Genomic DNA, 21,503 nt, shown 5'->3' on the forward strand with positions numbered 1-21,503 from the left:
CCGAGTCTCACAGCCGCGCGAGGATCGCCTCCGCGAACGTCTCGGTCACCGCGGAGACCAGCGGCAGGTTGAACAGCGGCTCGAACAGCTCCGCCTCGAGCAGCACCAGGCCGTAGCGTGCGGAGACCACGACGTCGATGCGCCCGTACAGCGGGGTGGGCAGGCCCGTGACCTGGGCGACAGCAGCGAGCACCTGCTCTGCGAAGTCCCGCTCCTGCGGCGTCGCCTCGACGACGGCGGGGCGCTCCCGGTAGGTGCCCCCGAGCAGCCCGCCGCCCCGAGCCAGCAGCGCGCCCTTGGCGATCGCATGCGTGAAGCGCCCGTCCACCACGTAGAGCGCCTTTTCCCTGCCCTCGGACAGCTCGACCACCTCCGGCTGCAGCATCACGACGCCGCCGCCGACGAGGATCTCGCGGCCCAGGGCCAGAGCTGCCGGGTCCTCGGGCACGAACAGGCCCGTCTGCAGGGCGCCGGCACCGACCGTGGGTTTGAGGATGACATGCGGGGCCTCGTCGGCCGAGACTGCCCCGTCGGCCGCGGGGCAGGCGGCGGCGAGCGCCTGTACGAGGGACTCCTCCGTGTCGTGATGGCTGGTGGGCACCCCGGGGATGCCCGCCGCGGCAAGCTGCTCGAGATAGCGCTTGTCCATATTCCACCGCACCAGCTCCGGCTCGTTGAGCACGCGGGTGAGCCCCGCAGCACGGTCCAGCCAGGCCTCGAACTCCGCCGGGCGCAGCGAGTAGTCCCAGGGGCTGCGCAGGACCACCAGGTCGTAGCTCGCCCAGTCGACCGCACCGTCGTGCCACACCAGCTGCTCGGCGTGCACTCCCCGACGTCGCAGCGCCGCCACCAGCGGCACGGAATCCAGTTCAGGGTCCGCGGCGAGGAAGGTGTCGGGGTGGGTGATCACAATGCCGATACGGGTCATGGGCGCGACCCTAGTGAAGAGCGGCGCAACGGCCGCGGGATGTCCGGGCGAGGCCCGTGCCGTGCCCTCAGGCGACCGGCAGCACCACCCGCGCCTGGACCGGCAGGTGGTCGCTCGGGAACATCCCGTCCGGGCGGGTGTCGTTGATCCTCGCGTCCAGCACCTGCACGCCCTGGCTGAGCAGGATCCAGTCGATGCGGAAGGGAGACTCTTCGACCTCGCCGAAGAAGGGGAAGGTGCTCCAGCCCGGGCTCAGCTGCTGCTCGGCGGCGAGCCAGGAGTCCTGCAGGCCGAGGTCTCCCATCAGCACCTCGTAGGCGGGGGAGGACTCCGCGACGGAGTTGAAGTCGCCGGTGGTGATCGTGGGTAGGTCGAGCAGGTGGAACTGCCGCAGATGATCGGCGATCAGCTGGGCGCCCTTGACCTTCGCCTGGGTGATCACATGATCCAGATGGGTGTTCACGTGCGCCAGCTCCCGCCCGGTGGCGAGGTCTCGGAACCGGGCCCAGACCGCCGCGCGAGGGCCGGCGTTCCCCCAGGTGCGCGAGCCGATCTCGCGAGGCCGGTCCGAGAGCCAGAACTGGTTCCAGGCCAGCAGCTCGAGCCGCTCGGTGTCGTAGAAGATCGGGTTGATCAGTCCGTCGCTGCCACCGCGCGTTCCCACCCCCACGCTGCGATAGCTGGAACCCAGGCCCGCTTCGAGGGGCCCGTAGGTCCAGGCCTGCATCTCCTGCAGCCCCAGCAGGTGGGGCCGCTCGGCGGCCATCAGCGCCTCGATCGCGGGAGCGCGCCGCGGCCAGTGCCCGGGATCCTCGGGGGTCGAGGTATCCGTCTGGAAGAGGGCGTTGAAGCTCATCACGTGCAGGGCGGCTGCGGACTCGCTGCGGGCGGGAATGCTGCTGGCAGTGGCAGTGGCAGTGGCAGTGGCAGTGGCAGTGGCAGTGGCGGCGACGGGAGCGGACTGGTCAGGCGGGGTCATGCGAACTCCTGGAACGGGATGCGGGATGCGGGATGTGAGGCTCGGGAATGCACCGGAAAACCGGTCGGGGACGGGGCGCGGTGCTGGGGCGGCGCGCGTTCACCAGTAGCGCTCGAGCGCTTCCTCGACCGAGCCGAGGGCTTCGAGCGACCGCTCGTGGTGGCGCACCACCACGCCGCTGGCGAGGCAGTCGGTGAGGAACAGCTCGGAGATACGGCTGGTCAGCGCGCCGGTGCGTAGCGGGGTGCGGTCCTGGACGGCGAGCAGCACATGATCGGCCTGCTCGATCGCAGGGGAGGAGGACAGCCGCGTGATCAGCACCGTGTGGCAGCCACGTCGTTTCGCCTCGGTGAGCTGAGGAACGGTCTCGCTCGCGGTCCCGGTCTCGGAGACCACCACCAGCACGTCCCCGGGCCGGGCGGCGGCCAGACCGATCACCGCGGAAGGCGGATCCAGGAAGCTGCTCGCGGGGATTGCGAGGCTGCGCAGCTTGTGCTCGAGGGAGACAGCGATCATGTGCGCGGACCCGGCACCCATCGCGTAGACGTGGGAGGCCTCTCCGAGCGCCCGCACCACGCTCTCGAAGGTCTCCATGTCCAGCAGGCGTGCGGTCTCCTCCATCGAGCGGGCACCGAGCACCGCATGGCTGGTGACCAGCTCGGGCAGGGGAGTATCGGCGGTGATATCGCCCGAGATCCGCGGGATGTGCGAAGCACCGGTGCGTTCGGCGGCCAGCACCAGCTCGGTGCGGAGCCGGGTGAACTTCTCGATCCCCAGGGTCCGGCACAGCCGGGTGACCGAGGCGGCCGACGCCCCTGCCCGTTCCGCGTATTCCGTGATCGTCATCCTCCCCACCTCCGCCGGTGACTCCAGCGCGAGCCGGGCCAGCAGCTGCAGCTGCGGGGACAGGGTGGGCAGCGCGGTACGCAGCAGGGCGAGGACGGGAAGCTGCTCCTGGCCGGGATCGGCCTGCGGGAGTGCGCCGACCGGCTGGCTTGGTGCTGGTGCTGCGTCGGCCGCAGGGCGCGGCGACCCTGCCGCGTCATGGTCGAGGGGAGGCATCGGAGGGGGACCTTCCTGGTCGTTCGGGGCCCGGCCGGATCAACCCGACCGGGCCTGAGTCACCGGTGCCGGGCATCATGGCACGGTCGGTGCGGACAGCTCACGGGAACAGCGCACTCGGGTGGCTTCTGTGAGGAGCTCACTTCAGGGCGCCGGCGCTCAGCCCCTCCTGCACCTGGCGCTGGAAGATGATGTAGAGGATCAGCACCGGCAGCATCGAGATGATCAGGCCCGCGAACAGCTGGGCCATCGACGTCGGCGAGGTCTCGTAGTTCTCGCCGAGGGCGAGCGCCACCAGTCCCTGGCTGAGCACGAAGTTCGACCGGGATTCGTCCTGCTGCGGGTTCAGCACCTGCGGGAGCAGGAACTGGTTCCACTGGCCCAGGAAGTTGAACACCCCGATCGAGACCAGGCCGGGCCGGGCGAGCGGGAGCATGATCCGGAAGAACACTCCGAAGTGTCCGGCACCGTCGAGGAAGGCGGCCTCCGAGAGCTCCGTGGGGAGGCTGCGGAAGAAGCCGGTGAGGAAGAAGATCGAGAACGGCAGGGAGAACGCCGCGTACACCAGCACCAGGCCCAAGTTCGTCTGGAACAGGCCGAGTGACTGGACGATCCGCACCAGCGGCACGATCGCCAGGAACACCGGGAACGTCATCCCCGCGAGGTACAGCCAGTACAGGACCCGGCTGCCGGGGAAGGGGTAGCGGGCCATGACGTAGGCCGTCATCACCGCGAGCAGCATCGTCAGCAGCACTCCGCCGCACACCACGATCATGGTGTTGCCGAAGAAGGCGCCGATGTTCGACTCCTGCCAGGCTGCGAGGTAGACCTCCAGCCGCAGCTCCCCGGGCAGGCCGAATGGACTGTTGTAGATCTCCTCGTTCGTCTTCAGGGAGGAGATCACGATCCAGGCCAGCGGGATCAGCACGGCCAGGGCCCACAGCAGCAGGATCAGGTGCGGGGTGCCGGACAGCAGCCGGCCGCGCCGGGGCCGGCCCGGCCGCACCGTGGGGGCTGACGGTGCGTCGCCCGGCGGTCGGATGCCAGGCGGGGCAGAGGGCCCCGTGGTGGTGGACGGTGAGGTCGAGGACAGCGGGGTGGTCATCAGTACTCCAGCTCCTCGCGCTTGGTGAGCCGATAGGTGAGCAGGGCCAGCGCCACCGATCCGAGCATCATCACGGTGCCCATCGCGGAGGCGTAGCCGAACTGCGAGTTGAAGGAGAACGCCGTGCGGTACAGGTAGGTCGACATCACGTCGGCCCCGAAGTCCGCGGCCGTTCCGGTCATGGACATCACCGCGACCAGCGCATAGGAGTCCAGGGTGCCGATGCCCAGGTAGATCAGCGCGGTCTGGGCGTGGGACCAGATCAGCGGCAGGGTCACGTGGAAGAAGCTCCGCACCCGCCCCGCCCCGTCCAGCGCCGCCGCCTCGTACAGCTCCTGCGGCACCCCGCTCATCGCGGACAGGAAGAGCACCATGTAGAAGCCGACGGAGGACCACACCGCCGCCAGCGCGATGGCCAGCAGGATCGTGCGGGGGTTGCCCAGCGGTCCGTTCGGGACCACGGCCAGCACATCTGTGCCCACCGCCCGCAGCATCCCGTCCAGCAGCCCGCCCCGGGAGGAGTAGAGGTAGCTGAACATGATGCCGATGATCACCACCGGCACCACCTGCGGGAAGAAGAACAGCACCCGGTAGAGATCCGCACCCCGGGTGGCGCGGAGGTTGCCCGCACCGCCCCGGGTGATCAGCGCCGCGAACAGCATCGCGAGCCCCAGGGTGACCACGGGGATCACCACCAGCAGGGCGGCGTTGTGGGAGACCGCCCGCCACCAGCTGCTGTCCCGCGCCATCCGCAGGTAGTTGTCCAGGCCGACGTACTCCAGCGAGGGCGTGAACCCGGTCCAGTTCGTGAAGGAGATCTGGACCCCCTGCGCGAAGCTCGAGAGCACGAACACCGAGTACAGGGCGAGGCCCGGCGTGATGAAGGTGATGATCAGCCACCACCGTCCGCGCTGGTGCATCAGCGGGTCTGCTTGGCGATCGCGTCGTCCTTCGCCACCTCGTCGGCCTTGGCCTGGCAGCGGGTCAGGAAGCCGTCCACGTCGAGGTCACCGATCATCAGCGCCATCAGCGCCGCGCGGGTCTCCTCCGCCATCGAGGGGTACCAGGCGGAGTACTTCACGCGCTGCCAGGGCTCGACCTGGTTGGAGCGGTCGATCATCGCGGTGATGGTGCCGAAGGCCTCGCTGAGCTCCTGGCCCTCATGGGCGCCGGCGACCATGGTCACGCTGTTGCTGAGCTCGGCGTACTTCCGGGAGACCTCCTTGGACAGCAGGGCCCGCAGGAACTCGAAGGCGGCGGGCTGGTTCGCGGCGGCCGCCGGCACGAACCAGCCGGCGCCGGCGTTGTTCGGTGTCAGATCCGCCATCGCGGGATCGGGGGAGGGGAGTGCGGCGGCGGCCATGCGGAAGCCCTCGGGGATCGCGGACTTCATCTCGTTCTCGAGCCAGGCGCCGACGGGGATGAACGCGGCCTCGTGGTTCAGCCAGGCCGTCTGCGACTGGATGTGGGTCATCTGGGCGACGCCGGGGAGGATCAGCTCATCGGTGCGCAGCTGGAGCAGCGCCTCGGCGGCCTTGCGGATCGCGTCCTGCTGCCAGGCGCCCTCCTCGAGGTTGTCCACGTTTTTCCACACCTCCTGGCCACCGATCTTGGAGACCAGCGGCTGGAGCACGCCCTCGTCGAAGTAGCTGGGGTGCATGCCGGTGAAGGCCCAGGGGTAGATGCCGTCGGCCTTGATGTCGGTGGACAGGCTCATCAGCTCGTCCCAGGTGCGGGGCATCTCCCAGCCCTTCTCCTCGAACAGGGCCGTGTCGTGCCAGATGCCCCACGCGTACTGCACCGTGTTCAGCCCGACCAGCTGACCGTTGATCATGCCCTCCTCGCGGACACCCGGGTTCAGGGACTCCTCGACGGTGATCGCCGGGTCATCCCAACTGGGGGCGGCCAGCAGATCCTCGAGGCTCGCCAGCTGCTCGTTCGCGCTGAGGGAGGTGACGTCCAGGGCTCCGGCGCCGGAGTTCTGGAAGAGGTCCGGCGGAGTCTGGTTCACGAACTGCGGCTGCAGGGTGCTGAGGTCCTCGGTGCCCACGATGTCGGCGGTGAGCTCGGGGTGCGCCGCGAGCAGCAGCTCCTTGGTGAGATCCAGGTGGGGGAGCCCGTTGCCGCCGTCGAACACGAAGGCCTGGAACTCGCCGCCGGCGACGCCGAAGGGGTTCTCGGGGCTGGTCTCGGCGGTGGAGGCCGCGGGGTCCTCATCGGCGGGGGCGCCGGAGGTCGCGCAGGCGGAGAGGCCGACGGCGCCTAGTGCGCCGGCGAGGCCGAGGAACGCACGACGGGAGGAGCGGAGGTGGGGACGGGATGCAGAGTTCGAGCCGGGGAGCGCAGACATGGCAGGCCTTTCGACGTCCAGGAGAAGGTGACGCCGTCAGCCTGCGCGGCCGAGGTGGCCGGGCGATGTCTGAGGAATGAAAATATCCGCTCAGTTGTGGGTTTTTGTTGTTAACAATTTTCGGCAATGGGGCTGGAGCAGAAGGGCGTGATGATCACGAGCCCCTCCTCCGCCGCGCCGTCGAAGCAGTCTGGGCCCCGTCGGTGTGTCGACGGGGCCCCGACTGGAAGTGCGGTCCTGCGGTCGCCGCAGAGCTCAGGCGCCCGCGCCCACGCCGCTCAGCCGATAGGCCTCCTTGAGGATCTCCAGCGAGGCCATCGCCTCCTGCGGACCGATCCAGAAGGGCTCGGGGTCCTCGAGGTGCTCGTAGAAGTCCCGGATCAGCAGCTCGTGGGAGACGCCCCAGTAGGAGCGGCCGCCGGAGGTGACCGAGCGCTCGCCGATCGTGTCCACTCGCCCGTCGGCCCAGCGGATGGTGAGCCCGCCATCGGTGCCGCCGCGCAGCGTCACGTAGGCGTTCTCGCAGTCCAGCTCGACCTCGACGGGGCGGTGCTGGGGGGCGGTGAGGGTCGCGTAGAAGGACGTGGTCACGCCGCCCGGGTGATGCAGCAGCAGCTCCGCGGTGTCCTCGACCTCGATCACGTCCCCGTACTTGCGGGTCGCGACGTGCCCGTCGGTGCGCTCCACGCCGCCCAGCAGCCACTGCACCAGGTCCAGGGTGTGGATCGCCTGGTTGATCAGCAGGCCACCACCGGAGTTCGCCCAGGTGCCGCGCCAGGGCTTGGCACGGTAGTAGTCCGCGCTGCGGGTCCACACCACCGAGGCCCAGGCCCCGCGCACCGCGCCGAGCTCACCGGAGGCGAGCAGCTCGCGCAGGCGCTCGCTGGCGAGGTTGTAGCGGTTCTGGAAGCAGATGCCCACCTTCGGAGCATCGGGACCCGCGCTCTTCAGGGCGTCCACCAGGCGCTGTCCTTCTTCGAGGGTGTGCGCGAGGGGCTTCTCCTGCAGCACATGCACCCCGGCGGCCAGCGCGGTGAGGGTGGGGTTGATGTGCTCGTCGTGCGGGGTGGTCACGTGCACCGCGTCGGGCTTCAGGGCATCGATCAGCTCCTGGGTGCTGGTGAAGCCGGGGACCCCGGTGGCCTCGGTGGCGCGGGCGAGCGCCTGCGGGTCAGTGTCGGCGACACCCACCAGCTCGAGTCCCTCGATGTCCCGGATCGCCTCGAAGTGCACGACCGAGACGTCGCCGCACCCGATCAGTCCGATGCGCCTGGCGCTCATGTCTCCTCATTTCTGGCCGCACCGATGCGACCGACGTCGATGTCCGCACTTTACGTGGGGCGTCTGCGGGAGAGCGAGTAGATGCCATCGGATGCATTCGACGCTTCTGGGGAGAGTGCAGACGGGGAGGAGGCGGGCGAGCGGACGGGAAGGATGCAGGCGAGCGGGCGAGGGGAACGCAGAGTGCATCGACATGCAGATCGACTGAAAAGCTACCCGGAATCAGTTTGTCCGACAAAAAGTTTACGCGCTGTGACCTGCATAGTTTATCGATATGTTACCCGTCCGGTAGCCAAGCGGCATGCACTGTGCGAGTATCTATACGGCTCCACGTGCGATGTGAGCCGCGGACCGTCCCGGGAGGGACGAAGAGCTGCGGCCGCCGTCCCGTCCCCGGAGCAGGCGCCAGGCGCCGCCCGGGTCGACGACGAACGGCTCGTGCGAGGGGGCCGATTGCCGGTCGGCCCCGCAGGGCTCCGCCCTGATGTCAGCGCGCTCTGAGCAGCGTGCGCGGATGACCGGTTGCAGGAGACCAGTTGTCCGCAATGAAAGGAAGCCCAGTGCCGCCCGCGCCCTCAGGTGAGATCGTCCAGCTAGGAATCATCGGAGTATTGCTCCTCCTGATCCTGTTCTACGGCGCCACGATGTGGATGTCCGTCTCGATCTCCCGCAAGAAGGAGAACGCCGACGACTACATGACCGCCGGCAACAGGATCGGCTTCGGCATCTCCGCCGCCTCGATGACCGCCACCTGGATCTGGGCATCGTCGATGTACGCCTCGGTCACCGCCGGCTACACCTACGGCGTCTCCGGCCCCATCCACTACGGGCTCTGGGGGGCGCTGATGATCCTGTTCATCTACCCCTTCGGCAAGCGGATCCGCAAGGTCGCCCCGCGTGCCCACACGCTCGCCGAGGTGATGTACGCCCGCCACGGCCGCTCCTCGCAGCTGATGCTCGCCGGCTCCAACGTGCTGGGCTCCGTCATCTCCCTGACCTCGAACTTCATCGCCGGTGGCGCGATCATCGCGATGCTCTCCCCGCTCAGCTTCGGGGCGGGCATCCTGATCATCGCCGCCGGGGTGCTGATGTACACCCTGTGGTCCGGCTTCCGTGCTTCCGTGCTCACCGACTTCGCTCAGGTGATGGCGATGCTCGGCGCCGCCGTGATCATCATCCCGGCGGTGTTCTTCCTGGCCGGCGGCCCGTCGATGTTCGCCGAGGGGGTCGCGGCCGGCCACGTCACCCCGCAGCAGGAGAGCTTCTTCTCCTCCGACGCCTTCATGAACCAGGGCGCCCCGTACATCGCCGCCGTGCTCGCGTACGCGATCGGCAACCAGACCATCGCCCAGCGCCTGTTCGCGGTGCGCGAGGACCTCATCAAGCCCACCTTCATCACCGCCACGATCGGCTACGGCGCGACCGTGATCGGGATCGGCATGCTGGGCGTGATGGCCCTGTACCTGGGCGTCGAGCCCATGGGCGGCGACGTCAACAACCTGATGCCGCAGATGGTGGGCACCTACCTGCCCGTGGCACTGGTCGCGCTCGCGTTCATCATGATCATCGGCTCCCTGTCCTCGACCGCGGACTCCGACCTCGCCGCGCTCAGCTCGATCGTGATGACGGATATCTACGGCCAGTCCGTCGGCCGCAAGAACGTGAACCCCAAGCTGATGATCCTCATCGGCCGGATCACGATGATCGTCGCCACGGGCCTGGCCCTCTACTTCGCCACGGCGAGGTTCAACATCCTGGACCTGCTGGTGTTCGTCGGCGCCCTGTGGGGCTGCCTGGTGTTCCCGGTCATCGCCTCCTTCTACTGGAAGAAGGTCACCAACAAGGCGTTCACCCTCTCCGTGATCGCCGCCCTGGTGGTGTTCCTGCCGGTGCGCTTCGCGCTGATCCCGATCACCGGGGTCTGGGCGCTGGTGGTCGAGCTGCTCGCCATCATCGGCGTGGGCGTGGTGCTCGGCATCATGAGCTTCGGCTTCTTCGGGAAGCGCGTGGCCGTGATCGTCGGCGTCGTCTCCATCCTCGCAGTGCTGCCCTTCGGCTTCGGCTACCTGCGCGACTTCGAGACCCTCTCCGGCTCGCTGGTGGCCTACTCGGTCTCCTTCCTGGTCTGCTACCTGCTGAGCTTCCGGTCGACGCAGAACTTCGACTTCTCCTCGATCCGCAAGGTCACCGGCGATTTCGACGACGAGACCCTCACCGCCGATGAGGACATCGACCTCCCGGGCGCCACCGCTGCTGTGGGGCGTTCGACCGACAGCTGATCAGCCCGTCCACGGCAACTGCGCCACCCCTTCGTGGCGGCTGCGCCATCCATTCGCGGCAACCGGACCGGCCGCCGCTCCGTCCCCCGCGTGACCGTGCTCCGGCCGGTCCGCACCCTCTGAGAGGAGAACAGTCATGACCGCTCTGCTCACCATCTACGTGCTGATGTGGCCCGTGCTCGTGCTCGGCATCCTGATCACGATCGTCCGCGGCTTCGCCAAGGACGCCAAGGAAGCCCGCGACGAAGGCCGCATGATCGTCTGATCCGGGACTGTCTGACCCGGTCCCGGGCCATGCACCACGACGGCGCCCGTCGCCCCCGCACTGTCGGGGACGGCGGGCGCCGTCCTGCACGGACCAGCGCAGATCAACCCTTTGGCCGATCACAGGACTCGGCACGCTTTCTAGTGTTGATGACATGAACCGACTGCTCAGCACCTCATTCGTCTACATGATCCTCGGCGTCGCCTCCGGCCTCTTCTACCGCGAGTACACCAAGGCCACCGACGCTCTCGGGGTCGACACCCAGCTCAGCACCCTCCACACCCACTTCCTAGCGCTGGGGATGCTGGTCTTCCTGATCGTGCTGGCTCTGGACGCGGTCTTCTCCCTCACCGGCCGCCGCTCCTTCACGGTATTCTACTGGACCTACAACATCGGCCTGCTGCTCACCGTGGTGATGCAGGCCGTGCGCGGCATCCTCACCCTCGACGGCCAGGACCCCGCGACCACCACCGCCGCGATCCCCGGCATCGCGGGCCTCGGGCACATCATCCTCACCGTGGGACTGTTCGCCCTGTTCGTCTCCCTGCGCGCAGCCCTCAAGGACCGCACCGTGGCAGCGGAGCGGGAGTCCGTCACCGCCTGAGGGCGAGGGGCCCCGAGTCTCCTCGCGCGCACTCCGCTCCGGGTAGAGTCCGAGGAGCACGTCAGGCACCGCTCGGCCTGTCGAGACGGCAGGTTCGGGCCATGACATCGCCCTGAACTCGACGACGAGGAGACCTCATGATCACCCCCGCCTCCAATGCTCCCGACCGCAACCTCGCCCTTGAACTCGTCCGGGTGACCGAGGCGGCCGCCATCGCCGGAGCGCGCTGGGTCGGTGCGGGGGACAAGAACCGGGCCGACGGCGCAGCGGTCGACGCGATGCGCTCCTTCATGGACACCGTGCAGATGAACGGCACCGTCGTCATCGGCGAGGGGGAGAAGGACGAGGCCCCCATGCTCTTCAACGGTGAGTCCGTGGGCGACGGCACCGGCCCGGATGTCGACGTCGCGGTGGATCCGATCGACGGCACCCGACTGACCGCGCTGGGCTATAACAACGCGCTCGCGGTGTTCGCGGTCGCCGAGAAGGGGAGCATGTACGACCCCTCGGCCGTGTTCTACATGGAGAAGATGGTGGTGGGCCCGGAGGCCGCGGAGTTCGTGGACCTCCGGCTCCCGATCGAGCAGAACATCAAGCTGGTCGCCAAGGCGCTCGGCAAGCCGGTCAACCAGGTCACCGTGTGCGTCCTCGAGCGGCCGCGGCACGAACCGCTGGTCGAGCAGATCAGGGCGGCCGGGGCGCGCGTCAAGTTCATCATGGACGGCGACGTGGCAGGGGCCATCGCGGCGGCCCGCGGCGCCGGCGTCGACATGCTGCTGGGCACCGGAGGCACCCCGGAGGGCATCATCGCCGCCTGCGCGGTCAAGGCCACCGGCGGCATGATCCAGGGCCGGCTGGCCCCGATCGACGATGACGAGAAGCAGAAGGCGATCGACGCCGGGCACGATCTCGACCGCGTGCTGACCACAGATGACCTGGTCGCGACGGATAACTGCTACTTCGCGGCCACCGGCATCACCGATGGCGACCTGCTGCGCGGCGTGCGATACCGAGGAGACCGCATCGTCACCGAGTCGATCGTCATGCGCTCCACCTCCGGCACCGTGCGCATCGTGGAGGCCGAGCACCGCGCGGAGAAGTGGGACCGCTGGCTCACCGACTGAGCTCCGCGGTGGACTGAACTCGGTGCCGGAGCTCGGAGGCCGACCGTGCGGTGGCTACCTGTGAGTCGCCTTGCAGTTGAAGTCAATCTGACCATAACTATGCTTAATCTGGACACATGGCTCCCACCGCATCCGAGATCCACGTCGCCGTCGACCTCACCGTCCTGACCCTCCGGGACGGCGTGCTGAACGTGCTGCTGATCCAGCGCGAGGACGAGCCCCACCGAGGTGCCTGGGCGCTTCCCGGCGGATTCATCCAGCACGGCGAGGATCTCGATGCGGCCGCTTACCGGGTGCTGTCCGATGAGGCCTCGCTCGGCAGCGGCGCCGTCCATCTCGAGCAGGTGCGGACCTTCGGCACCCCCGGGCGTGACCCCCGCGGCCACGTCGTCTCGGTGTCCTTCATGGCGCTCGGCGCGGATCTCCCGGATCCCCGTCGCGGCGATGACGTGGCCGATGCCCGCTGGTGGGCGCTCGAGGACCTCGGCGAGGTCACGCTGGCCTTCGACCACGCCGCCGTGCTCGAATCCTCGATCGAACGGGCGCGCAGCAAGCTGGAGTACACCACCCTGGCCGTCACCTTCCTGCCCGAGGAGTTCACGGTCTCGCAGCTGCGCGGGGTCTACGAGAGCGTCTGGGGGACCACCCTGGATGCCGGCAACTTCCACCGCAAGGCCACCCGCACCGACGGCTTCCTCGTGGAGCTGGACCGGCATGCCGCACCCACCGGGGGGCGCCCGGCGCGCCTCTACTGCGCGGGTCAGGGCAGCTACCTGGTGCCGCCGCTGCTGCGCAACGGCGACTGAGGCCGCAGCTGCGGCGTCGTCCCCGTGATCGGGGTGTAATTGCGGCCTTCTGAGCGTCCGGCCTGCTGACCCTGGCCCGCTGACCCGCTGACCCGCTGACCCGCTGACCCGCTGACCGTGACCCGCTGACCCTCTGACCGTGGCCCTTTGGCTCTGGCCCTCTGACGCTCCAGCCCGAGCGGCGCGCTCCGAGCGCGCCCGCCTGGGCGGGCATCATGGCAGGATCAGCGGGTGACTGATGACGCCACCACCCCCCAGCCAGACCTCGCCGAGGACACCCTCGCCGCCGCCTACGGCGCCCAGCGCGAGCAGGTCCATGCCCTCGCCCGCGCGATCCACGCGGATCCGGAGACCGCCTTCGAGGAGCGCCGCGCCCACGACCGCTGCGCCGGACTCCTCGAGGAGGCCGGTTTCACCGTCGAGCGGGGCATCGCCGAGTTGCCCACGGCCTTCCGTGCCACCCTCGGCTCCGGCTCCCTGGTGGCCGCGCTGTGCGTCGAGTACGACGCGCTGCCGGGGATCGGCCACGGCTGCGGGCACAATCTTATCGCCGGCGCCTCGCTCGGTGCCGCGCTGGCACTCGCGGAGCTCGTCCCCACGCTGGACGTGACGCTGCAGGTGATCGGCACCCCCGCGGAGGAGCACGGAGGAGGCAAGCAGCTGCTCATCGAGCGCGGCATCTTCGACGGTGTGCACCTGTCACTGATGAGCCACCCCACTCCGCACACGGACACCTATGACGTGCTGGGCTCGACCAGCCAGGCCGTCGGCCGCTGGCGCGCCACCTACACCGGTCGCGGCGCTCACGCCGCCGCCAATCCCACCGACGGCATCAACGCCAATGACGCCGCGGTGGTCGCGCAGGTCGCGGCCGGTCTGCTGCGCCAGCGGATCAAGGACGGCCAGCGCCTGGCCCTGGTTCCGCAGCAGTCCGGGGTCACGAACATCGTCCCCGAGACCGCCGTGGTCGACTTCGAATGCCGGGCGCTGACGATGCCCGAGTTCGAAGCGCTGCGCGACCAGCTGTTCGCCTGCCTCGAGGCGGGTGCGGTCGCGACCGGCGCCAGCCTCGAGATCGAGCAGACCGAGCCCGTCTACGAGCCGCTGCGCCAGGATGAGGTGCTGGGGGCCGCCTGGAATGCGGCGATGGAGCGACTCGGCCGGCCGCTGAACGGCTCGCTCGGTGTCATGGCCGCCTCGACCGACATGGGCAACGTGACGCAGCGGGTGCCCGGCCTCCACCCCTTCGTCGGCATCAGCGGTGCCGGGGGAGCGCTGCACACCCGTGAATTCGCGGGTCATGCCGCCTCCGTGGAGGGCTACCGGCTGATGGACGACGCCGCAGTGGCGATGGCCTGGGTGATCCGCGACGTCGCCACCACCGCGGGCTCCCGCGCCGCGCTCCTCGAGCGGGCGGAGCAGCTCGCCGCGGCTCATGCGGCGCGTCCGGACGTGACCGGGACGCCCGCCTGAGGGAGCGGGAACCGGCCGTTCCCCGGGTCTGCGGGCTCGACTCGGACCCTTGATGCGAAGGTGTGACCAGCAGGAACGTTCGTTCCAGTCGGTGGTGTGAGCCTCCACAGCGAGGGAACTAGGTCCCGGAACAAGTATCGTCGGGCCGCCTATCGTGGAGCCCACGCCTCCCCTCGAGCATCTCGAGGGTCGAGGTCGGGAGGGCCCCGAGTCGGCAGGGGAGAGCAGACTTGGGGACAGGGCGGTGAGCTGAGCTCACCGCCCTGAACCCTTTCCGGAGGGCCTCCACGAGCGTCCGCGCGAACGTCCGCGCGAGCGCCCGCACCGGCGCCTGCCGCCCGCCTCTGCATCTCGCGCCACAGCCCGGCGTGCCGCTCAGGTCATCGCCCATGAGCCACTCCACAGTCCGCTCTGGTTGAATTTTCTACCAACTCGGGGGATGATGGATCCATCGACCCCTCGATCGAAAGGATCGCCATGATCTCCTCCCCCCTCACCGCCACCGGCACGGAGAGCGACGCAGTGGATGAGCGGCACCTTTCCGGTGATCTCGCGATGGACGCCGTCACCTTGCGCGTCGGTGACATCGAGCTGATGAGCTCCTACTACGAGAACGCCCTCGCGCTGAGCCCGATCGAGGAGCGAGCGCGGGTGGACGGCGAGGTCCACCGCATCCTCGGCCGCGGGGACGTCCCCTTCGTGCGGCTGGTGGCCACCCCCGGTCTGCCCGCCGTGGACCCCGGCCAGGCCGGACTGTTCCATACCGCCTTTCTCTTCGAGGACCAGACTGCGCTCGCCGGCACCGTGCTGCGTGCCGCCCAGGATCCCCACTCCCGCTTCGCAGGCACCGGCGACCACCTCGTCTCCGAGGCCTTCTACTTCGCCGACCCCGAGGGGAACGGCATCGAGCTGTACTGGGACCGCCCCCGCGACCAGTGGCAGTGGAACAACGGCGAAGTCGCCATGGACTCCCTGTTCATCGACCCGCAGAAGTATCTCGGTGAGCACCTCACCGAGGACGTCCAGGCCGATCCGGGGATCCGCCCGGGAATCGTCGGCCACGTGCACCTGCAGGTCGGTGACGTGGACGCCGCACGCCGGTTCTACATCGACACCCTCGGCTTCGAGGTCACCGCGGGCAACCATCCCGGCGCCCTGTTCGCCGCGGCCGGCGGATACCACCACCACGTCGCGATGAACACCTGGAACAGCCGCGGTGCCGGTCCGCGCGCCGCAGGCCTGGGGCTGGCCGACGTCGCCATCACCCTCCCGGCCCGGGTGGACCTCGACGCGCTGACCGCACGCCTCACCAGGGCGGGCATCGGATTCGCCGACGACGGCCGCTCCATCTCGGTCCAGGACCCCTGGGGGACTCCGGTCACCCTCAGCCTGCCCGGCACCAGCACCGAGGAGCTGCTCGCCCGCTGATCAGCGAGGACAGAGGAACGCCCGGACGCGCCCCAGTGGCGCATCCGGGCGTCCCTTCTTCTGTGCGGCTTCGTGCGGCTGGGTGCGGGTGAGCGTCGAGCTCACGCTGGCCTGGTCGCGCTAGTCGCAGGTGCCGTCCACCTCGCAGCTCGTCCCGCCCTGGATCGTCCCGCCCAGCAGGGAGGTGAGTGAGGTCAGCGCGACGGGGGCATCGGTCGTCTCCGCCGCAGGTGCCGCGAGTGCAGCCTCCGCCGTCGCCGCGGCGCCGTCCCTTGTCGCGTCGGCCCCGTCGGCCGTGCTGCCGGTGCCGTGCTGCATGATGCTCATGCCTGGGCCCGCTCGGCCCGGGCCTCGTCGGCGATCTGCCGCAGCGCCTGACGGAAGGACTCCGTGGGGAGTGCCCCGGGGGCGGTGTACTTGTCGTTGAACAGGAAGAACGGCACACCGCGCGCGCCCATCGACGCGGCCTCGCGCACCTCTGCCTCGACCTTGTCATCGTGCGTCTCGCCGGCATGCGCGGCGCGGGCGGCCTGCTCGTCCAGGCCCGCCTCGACGGCGCGGGCGATCACGGTCTCGGCCTCGAAGGGGTTCATGGTGCCGGTGAAGTAGCCGCGCTGGAGCTGCATGAAGAAGTCCGTCGCCGCGTCGATGCCGTGCGCCTCGCCGATGGCCTGCATGACGCGGTGCACGCCGCGGGTGTTCGCCATCGGCCGCCCGGTGACGTACTCGCGGCCCATCTCCTGGGCCATCTCCTGGATCTGCGCCTCCATCTCGCGCACCTTCGCCTCGTCCATGCCCTTGGCCTCGACCAGGTGGGCGATGTTGTCCTTCACGCTGTCGGTGGGCGAGGTCGGATCCAGCTCGAAGGAGTGGGCGCGCACGTGGACCTGGTCGCTGAGGCCCTCCGCCTCGATCGCATCGTGCAGGCGGGACTCGCCGATGTAGCACCACGGGCACACCACGTCGGTCCATACGTCGATCGTGATCAGCGGCTCGGTGGGCTCGCTCGGTGCGGTCCGGCTCTCAGGGCTCTGGGTCATCGGGATCCTCCGTCAGCGGTTCGGGGGTGGTGACACGGCCACCACTTTCCTTGAAAATTCTGCTGCGCGGGCCCTCGAAAGGGCGGGGCGAGACGGGGTGGGGTGGGCGCTTCCGCTCCTGGCGCAGACTGAGGAAGTCCTCATCATCGTCTCACCTGGGGTTCACCGAGCCCGTCCAGCATGGGCACTGCCACGGACGATGACAGACTGGAGCGCCTCCCGCCCCGGTCCGTGCCTCCGGGCATCGCTACCCGACGTTCTCAGGACCGCCATGACCACCGTGAACCACCGCGCCCCGCACCACAGCCCCGCAGTCGCTGTGACCTGCCGGGCTGCCCAGCGATGCCAGGAGGAGCAGAGCGCATGAACACGAACGCCACCCCCGACGTCCCCCTCCGGAACGCCAGGGACACCGAGCAGACGGCCGCAGAGCCCGCATGGATCGAGATCGGCTCCCCGAAACGTCGCACCGCACCGCCGACCTGGTCGGATGAGCTGGCGCGGGATGCCTGGGATGCGCCGGGCGCGGCGGATGAGACCGTGCACGCGGCCGCACCAGGAAGGTTCGAACTCCTGAAGCCGGCTGCTCCGGCCGACGATCCCGCCGGTGCCGACGTCGATGCCGACACCAGCGCGGCAGAGGCGACTCCGCACAGCCCCACCTCTCCGTCCCTGCGCGGGGTCCGGCTGCGACGAGCGCCCCGTGCCACGGCACGTCCGTTCCGACGTCCCGCAGCCCGCGACTCCGCGGGGGAGAGGTCGCCGCACCTCGCGGTCGAGGAGGTATCGCGCCCCGCAGCGGAGGACGCTATTCCCGCTGACCTCTGGGTCCAGGACCCAGCGGGTGAGCCGACGCCGTCCACCCACGAGATCCCGGTTCTCCCACCCGGCCCCGACCCCGAGCCGCGTGGGGAGCCGGTGGCAGTCAGTCCCGAGGACCCCGAATCTGCGGAGCGCTGGCAGGTCATCCGCGATGCTGCTGCACCGGAGCCGGAGCCGGAGCCGGAGCCGGAGCCGGAGCCGGAGCCGGAGCCGGAGCCGGAGCCGGAGTTCGAGTTCGTGCCCGAGCCCGAGTCCGATACTGAACCAATGCCCGAGCCCGAGCCCGAGCCAGCGCCAGTGCGTGTGTCGGAGCCGATTGCGGAGCCCGAGCCCGTGGCCGGGCCTGAGTCCCTGCCGGAGCCAGAGCCGGTGCGTGAACCTGCCGGGCAGTCGCCGAGCCTCGTCGAGACTCAGGCTCCGCCGCGGCCCGCGCTGACGCTGGATCCCGCGTCCACCGCGGATCCCGCGTCCACCGCGGATCCCGCGTCCACCACGGACCCCGCGCCCACCGCAGACCAGGCCCGGCGAGCCGGCACCCTCGGCGCCGCCCTCGACCTCGTGCTCCCCGATCTGCAGGCCCACCGCTCGACGCTGATCGTCGGCCTGGGCGCCCTGGTGCTGAGCATCTGGACTCTCGTCGCCCTGCCCTTCCCGCTCAAATACTCGATCGATGCCGCGCTCGCTGCGGCCGGCGCCGGCTCCACTGCCCCCACCGGCATCGGGGGCGACCCCGTCACCGCTCTGCTGCTCGCCGCCGGAGCGCTGGCTGCCCTGGTGGCCCTGCAGGCAGGATTCCGTGCCCTCGCGGTCGGCGCCCTGCACCGGATCGGCGGGCACGTCGCCACCGCACTGCGCGGTCGCCTGCTCGGTCATGTCCATCTGCTCGGCCCTGGGCGCGACGGCGAAGGCCTCGGCCGCACCGGCTCCCTGCTGATCGAGGACGTGGCACGACTGCGCGACCTGGTCGCGCACACCGGTCCGCGCCTGGCGGCAGGCCTGCTGGCACTGGCATCGCTGACCGTGATGATGCTGGTCGTGGAACCGATCGCCGCGGCGATCGTGCTGGTCACCGCGGGGCTCTACGCACTGGTGGCGCGGATTGCCCAGTCCGCGCAGCGACGGAAGGAGACGGCTGCCGAAGCCGATGGGGCACGCCTCGCCGAGACGGCCCACGAGCTGCTCGCCTCCACCCGCACCATCCAGTCCTATGGGCTCGAACAGCGGGCTCAGCGCAGCCTCGCCGAGCTCGGCGGTCGCTCCGCCCGCTCGCACGCTGTCGCCCGTCGCAGCAGCGCCGTCGGCGACTTCCTCGGCGAGCTGATCGCCGGGCTGGGCGTCGGCGCAGCGCTGCTCCTGGGCGGCTGGCGCATGAACGCCGGCACCATGACCCCCGGCGAGCTGACGATGGTGATCGCCGCTGTGCTGATCGCGGTGGTCCTGGCCCGCGAGATCGTCCACCACTCGACCGGGCTGCGAGCCATCGCTGCCGCCGGGGACCGGATCTGGGCGCTGCTCGAGCATCGTGCGGTGATCTCCGAGCCCGCTCGCCCCCAGGCCCTCGGCGCGCTGCGCGGAGAGGTGGTGTACTCGGCGCTCAGCACCGCTGGGCCGCGGGGCCCGCTGTTCGAGAACATCTCGCTGATCATCCCGGCCGGTCAGCGCGTGGCCCTGGTGGGGCGCGACGGCACCGAGGCCTCCGCGCTCCTGTCCTATCTGCTGCGGTTGGACCAGCCCGACAGCGGGCGGGTGCTGCTGGATCGCTACGACACCCGCACCCTCGCCCTGGCGGATCTGCGCAGCGCACTGTCCGTGGTGCAGCGCGGATCGGCGCTGTTCAGCGAGACCGTGCGGGAGAACATCCGGGTGGGCAGGCCTGACGCCACCGACGACGAGGTCGTCGAGGCGGCTCGCCGCAGTGGCGCCGATGAGTTCATCACCCTGCTGCCCGAGGGGTACGACACCCTCCTCGCCCGCCGGGGGGAGGCGCTGACTGATGGGCAGCGTCGTCGGATCGCGATCACCCGGGCGCTGCTGCGTGACGCCACGGTGGTGCTGCTCGACGGCGCCGATGCCGAGCTGGACCCGGCCGACCACGAATCGGTGCATCGCGCCCTGGACTCCCTCACCGCCGGACGCACCGCTCTGGTCAGCAGCGACCAGCCGCAGTCGGTTCTCGATGCCGACCGGGTGCTGTGCTTCGAGAGCGGCGTGCTCGCCGAGGACGGCGCCCCCGGGCAGCTCGCCGAGGACCCGGACTCCTGGCTGGCGGCGTGGATGCGCGCCACGGGCGACACTTCCCGCTGACTCCAGCTCCTTCCCTGCCTTCCATCGCCACGTCACCTCGACGTCACCTGCGCCTGCCACGGTGCACACAGGGCCTGGCCCGCTCGGGGTCAGCGAGGAGGGAGCGACGCTGATGGTGATCTCCGTGATCGGAGTGGGGTACCTCGGAGCGGTGCATGCGGCCGCCATGGCCGAGCTGGGCCACGAGGTGATCGGCCTGGACATCGACGCCGACCGCATCGCCGCCCTCCAGGCAGGGCGAGCGCCCTTCCACGAACCGGGCTTCGAGGAGATCCTGCGCCGGGGGCTGCGCAGTGGCAGGCTGCGCTTCACCACGGACTACGCGGAGCTCGAGCCCGCCGAGGTGCACTTCCTGGGCCTGGGCACCCCACAGCGCAAGGACGGCTTCGGCGCGGACCTCTCTCATCTTGAATCCGCCATCGACTCCCTGCGCGAGGTGCTCGCGGCTCGTGGAGGCGCACCGACGCTGGTGGTGGGCAAGTCCACCGTCCCCGCCGGCACCGCCCGTCGGCTCTCCGATCAGGTCGAGCAGGTCGAGGGCGTGCAGCTGCTGTGGAACCCCGAGTTCCTGCGCGAGGGCTTCGCGGTGCAGGACACCCTGGAGCCGGACCGGCTCGTCTACGGGCTGCGCGAGCCCGAGGGGCCGCAGGCCGAGGCGGTGATCGCGATGCTCGACGCGGTCTACGCCGCGCTGCTCGCGGCCGGGGTGCCCCGCCTGGTGATGGGGTATGAGACCGCCGAACTGGTCAAGGCCTCCGCCAACGCCTTCCTGGCCACCAAGATCTCCTTCATCAACGCGATCGCCGAGATGTGCGAGGCCGTAGGCGGGGATGTCGCCGACGTGGCTCGGGCGATCGGGATGGATGACCGTATCGGGGCGAAGTTCCTGCGCGCCGGGGTGGGGTTCGGCGGCGGCTGCCTGCCCAAGGACATCCGTGCCTTCATCGCCAGCGCCGAGGAGCACGGTGTGGGGGAGTCCCTCGGCTTCCTGCGCGAGGTGGACCTGATCAATGAGCGTCGCCGGGCCCGGACCGTCGAGCTCGCCGGCGAGATGCTCGGCGGGGTCGAGGGCCGACGGATCACCGTGCTCGGCGCAGCCTTCAAGCCCGACAGCGATGATGTGCGCGACTCCCCGGCCCTCGATGTCGCCGACCGGCTGATGCAGGCGGGAGCGCGCGTCACGGTCACCGATCCGCAGGCCCTCGCCAACGCCGCCCAGCGGGTGCCGGGCCTGACCGTGGAGGCGGAGCTGGCCGCCGCACTGCGTGGCGCGGAGCTGACGCTGCTGCTCACCGAATGGCGCGAATACCGCGACCTCGACCCGGTCTGGGCCGCTGACCTGGTGGCGGTGCCGCGCATGCTCGACGGCCGCACTGTGCTCGAGCCTCGGCGCTGGGCGGAGGCCGGCTGGGAGTTCCGCTCCCTCGGCCGCGCTGACTCGAGCGCACTCCAGCAGCCTGCTGCCTCGATACCGGCGGTCCCCGCTCTGCTCTGACCCGGCCTCACCCTGGCCTCTCCTCGGCCTCACCCCGGGCGACGGTACCGTGAGCCGCCGAGCACGGGCATTACCGGCTTCGACCTCATGGAAGCGCCGTCACCCCTGGTCACAGGCCGGTGAACGGGATGAGAGCCTCCTCATCGACGACTCATCGA

18 protein-coding genes are annotated in these 21,503 nt (G+C 69.9%); 9 read left to right on the top strand and 9 right to left on the bottom strand.

All coding sequences use genetic code 11. The features are described 5' to 3' along the window. Window positions 1–7: 7 nt before the first annotated feature. The 7 genes from ACT3T9_RS10535 to ACT3T9_RS10565 all read right to left on the bottom strand — a co-directional run bounded on the left by ACT3T9_RS10535 (window position 8) and on the right by ACT3T9_RS10565 (window position 7,705). On the bottom strand, window positions 8–928 hold the full coding sequence (locus ACT3T9_RS10535) for an ATP-grasp domain-containing protein (protein WP_444599194.1): 921 nt from the start codon (window positions 926–928) through the stop codon (window positions 8–10). Between the two features lie 67 nt (window positions 929–995). Next, window positions 996–1,907: an endonuclease/exonuclease/phosphatase family protein gene (locus tag ACT3T9_RS10540; RefSeq protein ID WP_444606574.1), complete on the bottom strand. Its 912-nt coding sequence runs from the start codon at window positions 1,905–1,907 to the stop codon at window positions 996–998. A gap of 99 nt (window positions 1,908–2,006) precedes the next feature. After that, window positions 2,007–2,969: a MurR/RpiR family transcriptional regulator gene (locus ACT3T9_RS10545; RefSeq protein ID WP_444599196.1), complete on the bottom strand. Its 963-nt coding sequence runs from the start codon at window positions 2,967–2,969 to the stop codon at window positions 2,007–2,009. Window positions 2,970–3,108: 139 nt separating this feature from the next. After that, window positions 3,109–4,074: a carbohydrate ABC transporter permease gene (locus ACT3T9_RS10550; RefSeq protein ID WP_444599197.1), complete on the bottom strand. Its 966-nt coding sequence runs from the start codon at window positions 4,072–4,074 to the stop codon at window positions 3,109–3,111. After that, complete coding sequence (locus tag ACT3T9_RS10555; RefSeq protein ID WP_444599198.1) at window positions 4,074–4,994, bottom strand: carbohydrate ABC transporter permease; 921 nt, start codon at window positions 4,992–4,994, stop codon at window positions 4,074–4,076. The genes ACT3T9_RS10550 and ACT3T9_RS10555 overlap by 1 nt, the downstream gene beginning before the upstream one ends. Beyond that, entirely contained in the window at window positions 4,994–6,424 is a 1,431-nt protein-coding gene (ngcE, locus tag ACT3T9_RS10560) for an N-acetylglucosamine/diacetylchitobiose ABC transporter substrate-binding protein (RefSeq protein ID WP_444599199.1), read from the bottom strand. Before ngcE ends, ACT3T9_RS10555 begins: the two co-directional genes overlap by 1 nt. A 255-nt stretch (window positions 6,425–6,679) precedes the next feature. After that, window positions 6,680–7,705: a Gfo/Idh/MocA family protein gene (locus tag ACT3T9_RS10565; protein ID WP_345076131.1), complete on the bottom strand. Its 1,026-nt coding sequence runs from the start codon at window positions 7,703–7,705 to the stop codon at window positions 6,680–6,682. Between the two features lie 545 nt (window positions 7,706–8,250). Here ACT3T9_RS10565 and ACT3T9_RS10570 point away from each other — a divergent pair. The 7 genes from ACT3T9_RS10570 (at window position 8,251) to ACT3T9_RS10600 (ending at window position 15,684) form a co-directional block, all read left to right on the top strand. After that, complete coding sequence (locus ACT3T9_RS10570) at window positions 8,251–9,984, top strand: sodium:solute symporter family protein (RefSeq protein ID WP_444606575.1); 1,734 nt, start codon at window positions 8,251–8,253, stop codon at window positions 9,982–9,984. A gap of 136 nt (window positions 9,985–10,120) precedes the next feature. After that, window positions 10,121–10,249: a putative transporter small subunit gene (locus tag ACT3T9_RS10575; protein WP_345076133.1), complete on the top strand. Its 129-nt coding sequence runs from the start codon at window positions 10,121–10,123 to the stop codon at window positions 10,247–10,249. Window positions 10,250–10,403: 154 nt separating this feature from the next. Further along, the gene (locus ACT3T9_RS10580) at window positions 10,404–10,853 is read left to right on the top strand and encodes a DUF2871 domain-containing protein (RefSeq protein ID WP_441444644.1); all 450 of its coding nucleotides are present in this window, start codon (window positions 10,404–10,406) and stop codon (window positions 10,851–10,853) included. Window positions 10,854–10,990: 137 nt separating this feature from the next. Then, on the top strand, window positions 10,991–11,977 hold the full coding sequence (glpX, locus tag ACT3T9_RS10585) for a class II fructose-bisphosphatase (RefSeq protein ID WP_441444643.1): 987 nt from the start codon (window positions 10,991–10,993) through the stop codon (window positions 11,975–11,977). 116 nt (window positions 11,978–12,093) lie between these two features. Then, window positions 12,094–12,783 (top strand): NUDIX hydrolase, encoded by a 690-nt coding sequence (locus ACT3T9_RS10590; protein WP_441444642.1) that lies wholly within the window; start codon window positions 12,094–12,096, stop codon window positions 12,781–12,783. A 231-nt stretch (window positions 12,784–13,014) separates the two neighbouring features. Further along, window positions 13,015–14,256: an amidohydrolase gene (locus tag ACT3T9_RS10595; protein ID WP_441444641.1), complete on the top strand. Its 1,242-nt coding sequence runs from the start codon at window positions 13,015–13,017 to the stop codon at window positions 14,254–14,256. Window positions 14,257–14,733: 477 nt separating this feature from the next. Beyond that, window positions 14,734–15,684, top strand: coding sequence for a VOC family protein (locus tag ACT3T9_RS10600; RefSeq protein ID WP_444600884.1), 951 nt, complete (start codon window positions 14,734–14,736; stop codon window positions 15,682–15,684). A gap of 120 nt (window positions 15,685–15,804) precedes the next feature. Here the strand turns inward: ACT3T9_RS10600 and ACT3T9_RS10605 are convergent, their stop codons facing one another. Next, on the bottom strand, window positions 15,805–16,011 hold the full coding sequence (locus ACT3T9_RS10605; protein ID WP_444600885.1) for a hypothetical protein: 207 nt from the start codon (window positions 16,009–16,011) through the stop codon (window positions 15,805–15,807). After that, window positions 16,008–16,724, bottom strand: a complete 717-nt coding sequence (locus tag ACT3T9_RS10610) for a DsbA family oxidoreductase (protein WP_442332610.1) — start codon at window positions 16,722–16,724, stop codon at window positions 16,008–16,010. The genes ACT3T9_RS10605 and ACT3T9_RS10610 overlap by 4 nt, the downstream gene beginning before the upstream one ends. 363 nt (window positions 16,725–17,087) lie before the next feature. Between ACT3T9_RS10610 and ACT3T9_RS10615 the strand changes: the two genes are divergently transcribed. Then, a complete protein-coding gene (locus tag ACT3T9_RS10615; protein WP_444606576.1) occupies window positions 17,088–19,850 on the top strand; it encodes an ABC transporter transmembrane domain-containing protein in 2,763 nt (920 codons plus the stop codon). A gap of 112 nt (window positions 19,851–19,962) precedes the next feature. Further along, window positions 19,963–21,345, top strand: a complete 1,383-nt coding sequence (locus ACT3T9_RS10620) for a UDP-glucose dehydrogenase family protein (protein ID WP_444606577.1) — start codon at window positions 19,963–19,965, stop codon at window positions 21,343–21,345. Window positions 21,346–21,503: the final 158 nt, after the last annotated feature.

The sequence above is a fragment of the Brachybacterium sp. AOP29-B2-41 genome (genome assembly GCF_052378395.1).
Lineage (GTDB): Bacteria > Actinomycetota > Actinomycetes > Actinomycetales > Dermabacteraceae > Brachybacterium.